The organism is Paenibacillus sp. 01T422, from assembly GCF_056398785.1.
Map to the genome: position 1 here is coordinate 1 of NZ_JBFTQB010001117.1, position 1,771 is coordinate 1,771.

2 protein-coding genes and 1 pseudogene are annotated in these 1,771 nt (G+C 44.3%); all 3 read right to left on the reverse strand.

Features of this window, described 5'->3' with window-relative positions; translation table 11 throughout:
* Positions 1-549, reverse strand: a pseudogene (locus AC1DUA_RS36240) (UDP-N-acetylglucosamine 1-carboxyvinyltransferase); the annotation flags it as partial.
* Positions 550-567: 18 nt separating this feature from the next.
* Entirely contained in the window at positions 568-1,341 is a 774-nt protein-coding gene (locus AC1DUA_RS36245) for an FHA domain-containing protein (RefSeq protein WP_477504338.1), read from the reverse strand.
* A 178-nt stretch (positions 1,342-1,519) separates the two neighbouring features.
* Positions 1,520-1,771, reverse strand: a 252-nt coding sequence (locus AC1DUA_RS36250; protein ID WP_477504339.1) for a zinc ribbon domain-containing protein, incomplete at its 5' end; no start/stop codon positions are given.

Below are 1,771 nucleotides of genomic sequence, written 5' to 3' on the forward strand. Positions count from 1 at the left end.
ATGTAGTTGTGTCCGACCTTTGGCCAGCACTGCCGCCAGCATGGCATTAATTGTCGCGCCAGAAGTAATGGTATCGAAATAAATGTCCGCCCCCTTCAGCTCAGCAGCTTCGACCTCATAATAATCTTTGAAAAGATTGACCTGCGCTCCCAGCGCTTTAAATACCTTAATATGTTGATCAATCGGTCTTGAAACGAAATCATCGCCACCAGGTAACCCGATTGTGACTTTGCCGAATTTGGAAAGCAACGCGCCTGCGAAATAATAAGAAGCCCGATAGCTTGAAGCTTTACCTGGATCAATCACTGAACTGTGAATCCACCGTGGGTCTATAATGACTTGTCCGCCTTGCTGTTGTAACTTCATTCCGATATCTCGTCCAATCTCCGCAATAACACGGACATCGTCTATGCGTGGGATACCCTCGAACGTTACGATGTTGTCTGCGAGACAAGCAGCAGCAAGTAAAGCAAGGGAGCTATTCTTCGCTCCCGGTATATGTACCGTTCCGTTAAGTGGGCCAGAATATTCTGCCTGTATATACTTCAAGAAATGTCCCTACTTTCCTTATGACGATTTCAATTCAGTTTCGAGCATGTAGCCACTGCCGCGGACAGCGCTAATCAGAAAGGTCGCTTTTCCATATTTTTTTCGCACTCGATAGATCAGCGCATTCAGTTCATCCAGTGTCACGTCTGAGAAGCCTTCTGCTCCTGTCGATCTTTCCGGCCATACTCTAGATTTAATTTCCTCGAGCGGAACGAGCCGATTGGCATTATCATGCAGCACTCGAATCAGTAAATATTCTTTTTCGGACATTAGGATACGTTTGCCTTCCACGACACATTCTCTTCTCTCCCAATGAATCATGAGCGGCAATTCCGGTATTTCCAGATGACCGGTGATGCTGAGCGGTTCGATTTCTAAGGTCTGATCGGCAAACATATAAGAAAAGTGGATGACGGTCATCCCCTTAGAGAGCTTAATGATATCAAAATTTTTCAACGTATAGGGGGTATGTGGCGTTAGCAAAACACCGTTGATCTCTGTTCCGTGACGACTCCCTAAATCATATAGAACCRCCTTGTCTTGCTCTTTCCGGATGACGAGATGCTCCCGGGAAATAAAGGCGTTCGTTAGGGGCAAATCCGGAGTTAACTGATTGGATACCCGGCCGACCAGTGTTTCATCCTCACTGAGATTCACGCAGGTGCCCGATCGATAAGGTTCACCGCGTACGATGTATAAGCATGCAAAGTTTTCCAGTTTACTTCCCTCCTCTTGCTGATGCTGCTTCACTCCTTCAAACGGAAAATGCCCTCTATTATTATCGTAACTCAAAATGAGTCTGATTAAAACCTCTTGACACTGACGCCTCGCTCACATTTCAGTAACAGCGGTCTTCAGTTCGCTTAGTTACGGCAATTGTTGCTCTCAAATCAGTTTTAACCAATTTGAGAGCAATCTAACATTCTGCACATAAAATTTCCTGCTTCTAGTTATCCCGCACCTGCAATAACTAGCCCCCAAATAAAATATCCATAATGGTTCCAAGCTTACCTGATTTATGTCCTCTTAGAACATCCGGATTATAAACTTCTACAAAGCCGCAATTCAAGCATGAAACAAATAAAAAATGATTGTATTCGATATCAAAAATCTTACTAAAACCTGTGCCACTCATAGCAACTTCTTTGACCAAACACTCCCGAGTTCCGCACTTCGCACATTTGAATTTATTACTTATCGCATCCTCAATGTTAAGTTCCTC